The organism is Massilia sp. TWP1-3-3, assembly GCF_049897805.1.
Taxonomy (GTDB): Bacteria; Pseudomonadota; Gammaproteobacteria; order Burkholderiales; family Burkholderiaceae_D; genus Telluria_A.
This window is the reverse complement of record NZ_JAFCWX010000003.1, coordinates 313,715-321,023: the sequence shown is the minus strand read 5'-3', so window position 1 is coordinate 321,023 and position 7,309 is coordinate 313,715. Positions and strand designations below refer to the sequence as shown.

The window sequence follows — 7,309 nt, the reverse complement described above, 5'->3', positions numbered from 1 at the left end:
AGTTGCTCGGAGAGCTGATGACCCCGCCGCAGGTTCAGGCCGGAACATAGCGCCGTGGCCAGCAGCACTATCGCGCCCCAGTACACGCGCCGACCAAGAAAGCGCACCGACTCCGGCGTGCAGCGGCGGCGGCAATTACCGCAACAAAAACTCAGACGCAAGGTGTCGACGCCAGAACTGCCGGGGCCGCCATGCGGCTTGCGTTCATAATTGGCTTGATGCAGCGGACCGCCGCAGGCGCAGCGGCCAAGACGGACCTCGGCGGCGTGCTCTTGATCGATGCGCAGCAACAACGCAAAGAAAGCTGGATCACGAAGGACGGATTGGCACATAATGGACTCGTCTCAACGGTGTCAGAAACCAGAGACTCGTCCTCAGAGGGCTTGCTGGTCAAGCTCTTTGAGGGCGCTCAGCCTTAAAACCTCAGTTATTCTGCACAAAACTCCCTCAAAAGCCATCAAACATCTTGCACGCGCTCAAGAGAGTTGGAAAGCTGCTATTTCGGCGCCTTCAAGGTGTACAAACGCCAAAGTCGGTACCATTTTGTGCACGTGGGATAGCCTTGGGTTAGAAGTTGGTACCGAAGACACGCAAAAAACGGTGGAATTTGTGAATCTTTATATCTCTATTCCAGAGTTTTTGACTGATCCACATACCGTGCATTACGCCGCGCTGCCGCCCCAGTCGCCTTTTTCCGGAGAGCTAACATTCGACGGCGCTGTTATAAACCCAAACACCGGGTTCGATGAGATACGTTCCAAGCTTAATCGCAATAGAAACGTCCGTTGCGGGACACTTGACTGTTCAACGCCGCATGGAACATTTTCCGATAAGGTGTTGTTATTTTTCCACCTCAAAGGAACCAGGAAGACGGATGCGATTGAAAGTATTGGTTTTTCGTTAAGAGACCAGTCCGATGAATGACTCCGGCAGGCTGCAGGGTGAGGTCTTCCCGACTCTACCTCGCGGCTTGGAACGGAAGCAAAGCGAAGATTTTTCAGCTTACTAGTTGGCAATAACCCCACAATATTGCCACGGTCAGCTCGTCCGTGGCTGATTAGTGTTCGTACTGCGGCATGCGCACTGGGTGAAAGGAACTCGGAAATTGCGGTAGTGAGGATGGATGGCGATTTTACGCGCGCTGATGGTGCGCAACGAGGCCGCAGCCTGTTCGGACTTACGCACATGAGCTGCGCAAGAATATTTAGCGTAAGCTTTTTGGTATTACTGGTTGGATCAGGCCAACGACGCATTTGCAGAGTGCCATTGACAAGCTTGGAGGTCCTCAGAGTTGGCAAGCAATTCAAAAGCAGGCGGATACCGATGCCAAGCTCCTATCCTGCTGCGATCCCCCAAGTGGAAATATCTGACGCGCCGGCGCTGCAGCGCCTGGTAATTGACGGAAAACGAGCAGATCGTTCGAAGTATCCGAGGTGTGTAAATGGAAACTAATGATGCCGTAGGGGACGCCAAATTTCGGCCAAGCTTGGACTTGCGCTGTGCGGTTCTTAATGAGGCAACAATGAAAAAATTGATTCTTCCACTTTTTCTAATATGTGGGGCTTTCGTCGCCAGCAATGCGCAGTCCCGGCCGCTCTGTGAGCCGACCGCCGCCGCAGGTAACCCCACATGGACGCGCGTTTATGTAAAACCCGTGGACCTCAAAGCCGGAGGCACATTGCCCGGTCTTGACGGCTCTCGCGTTGTTGCCACCGATGCGTGGAGGCCGGCTCCCGGGGAAGGGCGTGGCAAAAGCTTGCCTTGGCAATCGCGGGTCAATTGGGACGCCTATCCTCAGCCGTTGGCAGACCTTACATCCTCCATCATCTATGTTGATGCGGACGACAAGGGCGTGAAATACCCTTGTCGAGTTGAGGCGAGAGACTTAACCGAAACGTCCCGGGAGCGTCGGGATAAAGCCGGACAGTTGGTCCGTCCTGGCGCTGCTGACGTTCGCGTGTACGAGCTCACGAAGATCTTCTATGACCAGCGTTCACGTATCGCGGGCGTGGCGCAATTCGTCCTCGATGACCGCCATTTGGCCCTCAAGCGTGAAAAAACGGAGTGTTTTCACTATAACCGAACGGATGGTTTTTTGGGCGCCGCACCTGCTAGCGCGGAGACATGTACCGCATCGTCCCCAGAGCAGATCGAGGAACGCTACGTGTACACAGAGGCCGGGAAACTATTGCGGAGGATTGACGTCGAGAAAAGCATGCCTGGATTGGATGGCAAGCCGTTTGTCGTAAAGCGGGCCGGTGTTGTCGTGTATGGCGAGACCGGTCAGCCTATTGCAGAATATGCCGAGACCGAAGAAAACAAACGCTACCGCCGTAGCCTTGCGGCGAATGATGATTTGACCAGATACGCCGGACTCAAGGTCATAGCGTCCGCAAATGAGATTGATACTGTAGCCGCCCAGGGCGGTACTCTGCTCGGTTTTTGGCAAATATACTCGCTGCCAACCAAGGTCGCCAATGCAAACGATGGTGTGTACGAGAGCAAATATTCGGTGGCAAGGGGGACCAGGACGCACATCACGTCGGCGGACAAGGCAAGGCTTTGGGCAGCTTTACAAAAGCAAGATCACGACCTGATGCTGGACGCTCAAGGAAAATTCTTGCTAGTACCCGAGGCGACGCCGGCAGTATGGAAAAAATGCATTAACTATCGCGTCAATACCGTCGAAACATGCCCTTGATTTAAGACCGCATCGGCAGTTTGAACTTGTGATGAAATCCCACCGTTTGCCTGGGGGCGCACTCTCGGGGGACGTCCATGCTTAACTGGCTATATGAAGGCCGATGGGCGAGCCGCGAACGTTTGAAGCATCATTGTCGTTGGGATAGCAGGCGCATTGATTCACGACCAAGTCCGGGTTCTACACACAGTCCGGCCGGCTCACTGACCCTTCAGGCGCTCCACGTCGCTGAGCGCTCCCGCCAAACCGAGTCTGTGGGCTTCCTTGTAATACGCAAGTGCTTGCTTAATTGCTCCTGCCCCGCCTTCGCGCTCCGCCATTTCGCCAAGATGGTGGTGCGCCAGGGCATTGCCTCCAGCAGCACCCTTGAGGAAAGCAACACGCGCCTCCTGGGTCTTGTTTTCAAGTAGCATGAGTGCGCCGTAATTGGTCATCGCATTGGCTGAGTTCGCATCCATGGCAATCGTGAGCCAATGGACTGCTTCTTTTAGTAAGGCGGCGCGGTCATATTTTCCGGGGGGCATGCCGTATTCCTTCTGCAACCGCAGGCAGTCAATCATCTGCACGTATTCGCGCCCAGCGCGCGGTGCCGTCTCGGCGCTTTTGTCGATTGCGTAGGCTTGTGTAAAGTAATCAGCTGCCTCTTGGGACAACACCAGCGTGCCCTCGAGCTGATCGGGATAGCGGGGCCGCAGCGGCGAATATGCGCGACCGAGGTTAAACAGCGTCGGATTGTTGAAGCCCATCGACAACGCTTTCTTGAAGCTGGCAATGGCTTCCTTGCGATTATCCTGATCGAGCGCCATGATGCCCATGTTGTGCGCGGCCCTCGCAGAGCCCAGTGCCAGTGCCTTGTCGTACCACTCCTTCGCCTCGTACAAGTCGATCGGCACGCCGAGTCCCAGGTGCTGGGCTTTGCCAATCAGAAAGTTTGCCTCGGCATTGCCGGACGCTGCATCCTTATAGGCGCGCGCCTGAAAAGCAGGATAGTTTTTATCGAGCAGCAATTGTTCGAGCGGGGAGACAGGACCTGCTTGCGCATCAACATGCACTACCAATGCGAACAAAAGGGAGGCCAGAAGAGGGCGGAACGACATCGGGAACATCAGCATCCTTCATTGAAATATGGGTGGGTAACGCTACATTGCATGCTCGTGAGCGGAATTACACCAGGGACGGTTTCACTTCGCACGTTCACATTGCTGCATCACCACTTTATCCTAGAAGCCGCTCGCCAGGTTGGCTTTTAGGCAATTTTCTCAGCTGCCGATCCGTTTCCAAAACGACGTCAATATTTTTATATTGGATTGATTCCGATGCCGTTCGAGCTGCACAATGGGTTTAACGATTTCATCTCAAAAGCAAATAGCCCACACGAGGTGGGCTATTCTTGCTGCTCAAGCACCCTTGGGCGCCTGTAAAAGAGCCGGCATCACCCGGCCCCAGGAGGAAAGCTTACTTCGACTTCGAGCCCGATGAACCGCCAGACGACGACTGCGATCCGCCGGATTTGCCACCGGACGAGCTCTTGCTGTCGGAGTCGCTCTGCTTGTTGCCGCCCGAGCTTGAACGCGACGAGCCGATATCCGAATCGCTTGCCTTGCTGCCGGACGATTTCGACGAGCCGCTGTCCGAATCGGACTGCTTCGACCCGGCCGAGCCACCCGACGAGCTGCGCGAGCCGCTGTTCGAATCGCTCTGCTGGCTGCCGCCGTGGCTCAGCTTGCCGGCTTCGCGCGCTTCATCCGACGTGAATTCGTGGGCGTTGCCCGAAGCGTGCGCTGCACGGCCGCCTTCAGCGGCGATTTCGCGTTGCTTTTCAGGATCCATCGATGCGAAACCGCGGTTGCTGGTGTCGCCGCTCTGGTTGTTGCCGCCCTGGTTGCCGCCGCGATTGCCCGACTCTTTGTCCGACTGGTTATTGCCTTTGTTGTTACCGCCTTGATTGGTAGCCATTATCGTTCTCCTAGTATTTATGTTGAGTAGAGTTACTGGAACTAATCGTTTCAGCTTTTTCGCACCGTTGTGTGTTCGTTGCGAGAGACTTCATAGTAGGCGAGCGCGGCAGAATGTTAAGTCGGCGGATAGCCAGTGCGTATGTAGGATGAGATAACGTAGTTTACTGCCTGTAGACCTACGAAATTAAAGGATGGAAATGATTGATTTTGGAAAGAATTTTATGGGGAAATTATGCCGCTACGGCAGGGGCATCCTCCATCGCATGCACCCGCACCGCCCAGACCACGCCGACGATCAACAGGCACACGGCCGCCAGCTCCAGCGGACGCGGTGTCTGGTGCGCAAGAATAAAACCGTACAGCAGGGCGAATAGCGTTTCAAACAAGATCAGTTGGCCGGACAGCGTGACCGGCACGCGGCGGCTGGCGATGTTCCACAAGTGGTTGCCGATCACCGATGCACCCAACGCGAGCAGGGTGTTGGTGACCCAGAACACCGTCCAGTCGCGCCCGCTTGCAGCGGCGCCGGCACCGGTAATATCGCCATGAAAAACGGCCAGGCCCGCCAGTCCGATCAGCACCGCAATCGCACCGCTGGCCAGGCCGTACAAGGCCGACCATTCGGCGCTGGTGAAATGCGCATTGCGCTTGAGGAAGCGGGCGTTGTCGATGGTGTACCAGCTCCAGCACAGCAGCGCTCCGGTCGCGCACGCCAGTCCCAGCAGCGTGCGGCCCAGGTCGGCGTTGATCGCCCGCGCATGCTGGAATACATCAATGTTGATGCACGCAATGCCCGCCGCGACCACCAGCAGCGGCAGCGCCAGGCTGCGCAGCGCAACGGCGCCATGATCCTTGCGGCCCATCAGCGTCACGGCAATGGGCAGCACGCCGATGATGAGCGAGGTCGGCGCCACGCCCGCCAGCTTGACGCCCAGCGCGAGCAGCATGTAATAGACGATGTTGCCGGCCAGCGCGTGGCGCAGCAGGGCTGCATAATGGCTGCGCTCGAGCCGCCCGAACAAGCCGCGCAGGCGGGGCAGCATCAGACCCAGCGCCAGCGCCCCGTACGCCGTGTAGCGGCCCACGGCCAGTTCCACCGGCGAAAACGCGCTCAGCAGTTCCGGCACGATGAACACCATGCCCCACATGGCGCCCGCCACCAAACCGCACACTACACCTGTCCACATCGTCGCTGTTCCAAAGGGCAAGGGCAGTAGTGTCGCACACGGCCTTGTCGCGCGCCGCGTTGACACTTAAAATCAAAAAATGCTATAGTCAAAGAGTTAAATTGGAAACCCTTCCAACCTTCAAGCAGGCATAGACCAGCTTACCCAGGAGACAAAATGTACAACGTATGTAAAGTCGCCGCCGTAGTCCTGCTGGCCTGCGCCGGCACGGGCGCGCGCGCCGCCGATCCCAAGCCCGACGTCATCCACTGGTGGACTTCCAGCAGCGAGGCGGCCGCCGTGCGCACCATCGCCGACGCCTACCGCAAGCAGGGCGGCGTCTGGAACGATGCGGCCATCGCCGGCGCCGACCAGGCGCGCGCCACCGCGATCAACCGCATCGTCGGCGGCAATCCACCGATGGCGGCGCAGTTCAACACCACCAAGCAGTTCACCGATCTGGTCGAGCAGGGCATGCTCAATAACGTCGACGACGTCGCCAAGCGGGAAGGGTGGGACAAGTTCCTGCCCGAGCCGATCCTGAACGTCATCCGCGTCAAGGGCCATTACTACGCGGTGCCGGTCAACATCCACATGCAGGCCTGGATCTGGTATTCGAAAGCCGCTTTCAAAAAGGCGGGCATCGCCAAAGAACCGGCCAGCGTCGACGAACTGTTCGCCGCACTCGACAAGATGAAGGCCGCCGGCATCGTGCCGCTCGCCCATGGCGGCCAGGCGTGGCAGGAAAACATCCTGTTCCTGGCGATGCTGGCCCATGTCGGCGGCACCGACCTGTACCTCAAGGTGCTGCGCGAGCGCGACCCCGCCGCCATCAATTCGGAAGCCTTCAAGAAGGTGCTGAGTACTTACAAGCGCCTGCAGTCATACGTCGACAGCGGCGCGCCGGGCCGCAACTGGAACGACGCCACCGCCATGGTCATCAGCGGCAAGGCCGGTTTCCAGATCATGGGCGATTGGGCCAAAGGTGAATTTTCAGCGGCCAAAATGACGGCGGGTAAAGAGTATGGCTGCATCGCGGGCTTTAACGCCCAGTCGCCCTACCTGATCCAGGGCGACGCTTTCGTCTTCCCCAAGACGAGCAATCCGCAGCAGGTCAAGTACCAGAAGCTGTTGGCCAGTACCATCGTCGCGCCCACAACCCAGGTCGCGTTCAACAAGCTCAAAGGCTCGATCCCGATCCGGGGCGACGTCGACGCTTCCAGCATGGATGAATGCGCGCGCACCGGCATCGCCATCATGAAAGACCGCGCGCGCCATGTCGGCATCGGCGAGGTCTATCTCACGCCCGACCAGAACGGCGCCATGCAAGACGTGCTGACGGCATTCTGGAATACCAAAATGCCGGTCGAAAAAGCGCAAAAGGGGATCGCCGCAGCGCTCAGGAGCGAACAGTAAGCCAGGCGCGCACTTGTGGAGCATCGCCCGAATGCAGTATCCTTTGTCCTTCGATCATGGATGAATGA

6 protein-coding genes and 1 pseudogene are annotated in these 7,309 nt (G+C 57.6%); 3 read left to right on the top strand and 4 right to left on the bottom strand.

What is annotated here, in order from left to right; translation table 11 throughout:
* Window positions 1-332 (bottom strand): annotated as a pseudogene (locus tag ACP7D4_RS04680) (hypothetical protein); the annotation flags it as partial.
* 67 nt (window positions 333-399) lie between these two features.
* Between ACP7D4_RS04680 and ACP7D4_RS04675 the strand changes: the two are divergent.
* Both ACP7D4_RS04675 and ACP7D4_RS04670 read left to right on the top strand, forming a co-directional pair.
* Window positions 400-924 carry a hypothetical protein gene (locus ACP7D4_RS04675; protein ID WP_426207929.1) on the top strand — a complete coding sequence of 175 codons (525 nt, stop codon included), beginning with the start codon at window positions 400-402 and terminating at the stop codon, window positions 922-924.
* A 598-nt stretch (window positions 925-1,522) separates the two neighbouring features.
* Entirely contained in the window at window positions 1,523-2,701 is a 1,179-nt protein-coding gene (locus ACP7D4_RS04670; RefSeq protein WP_426101344.1) for a hypothetical protein, read from the top strand.
* A gap of 200 nt (window positions 2,702-2,901) precedes the next feature.
* Here the strand turns inward: ACP7D4_RS04670 and ACP7D4_RS04665 are convergent, their stop codons facing one another.
* From ACP7D4_RS04665 to ACP7D4_RS04655, 3 genes are all read right to left on the bottom strand, one after another.
* Entirely contained in the window at window positions 2,902-3,807 is a 906-nt protein-coding gene (locus ACP7D4_RS04665; protein ID WP_426207928.1) for a hypothetical protein, read from the bottom strand.
* A 349-nt stretch (window positions 3,808-4,156) separates the two neighbouring features.
* Complete coding sequence (locus tag ACP7D4_RS04660; protein WP_426207927.1) at window positions 4,157-4,657, bottom strand: KGG domain-containing protein; 501 nt, start codon at window positions 4,655-4,657, stop codon at window positions 4,157-4,159.
* A gap of 232 nt (window positions 4,658-4,889) precedes the next feature.
* On the bottom strand, window positions 4,890-5,846 hold the full coding sequence (locus ACP7D4_RS04655; protein ID WP_426207926.1) for a DMT family transporter: 957 nt from the start codon (window positions 5,844-5,846) through the stop codon (window positions 4,890-4,892).
* A 156-nt stretch (window positions 5,847-6,002) separates the two neighbouring features.
* Between ACP7D4_RS04655 and ACP7D4_RS04650 the strand changes: the two genes are divergently transcribed.
* Complete coding sequence (locus ACP7D4_RS04650) at window positions 6,003-7,241, top strand: ABC transporter substrate-binding protein (protein WP_426207925.1); 1,239 nt, start codon at window positions 6,003-6,005, stop codon at window positions 7,239-7,241.
* The last annotated feature ends 68 nt before the right edge of the window (window positions 7,242-7,309 follow it).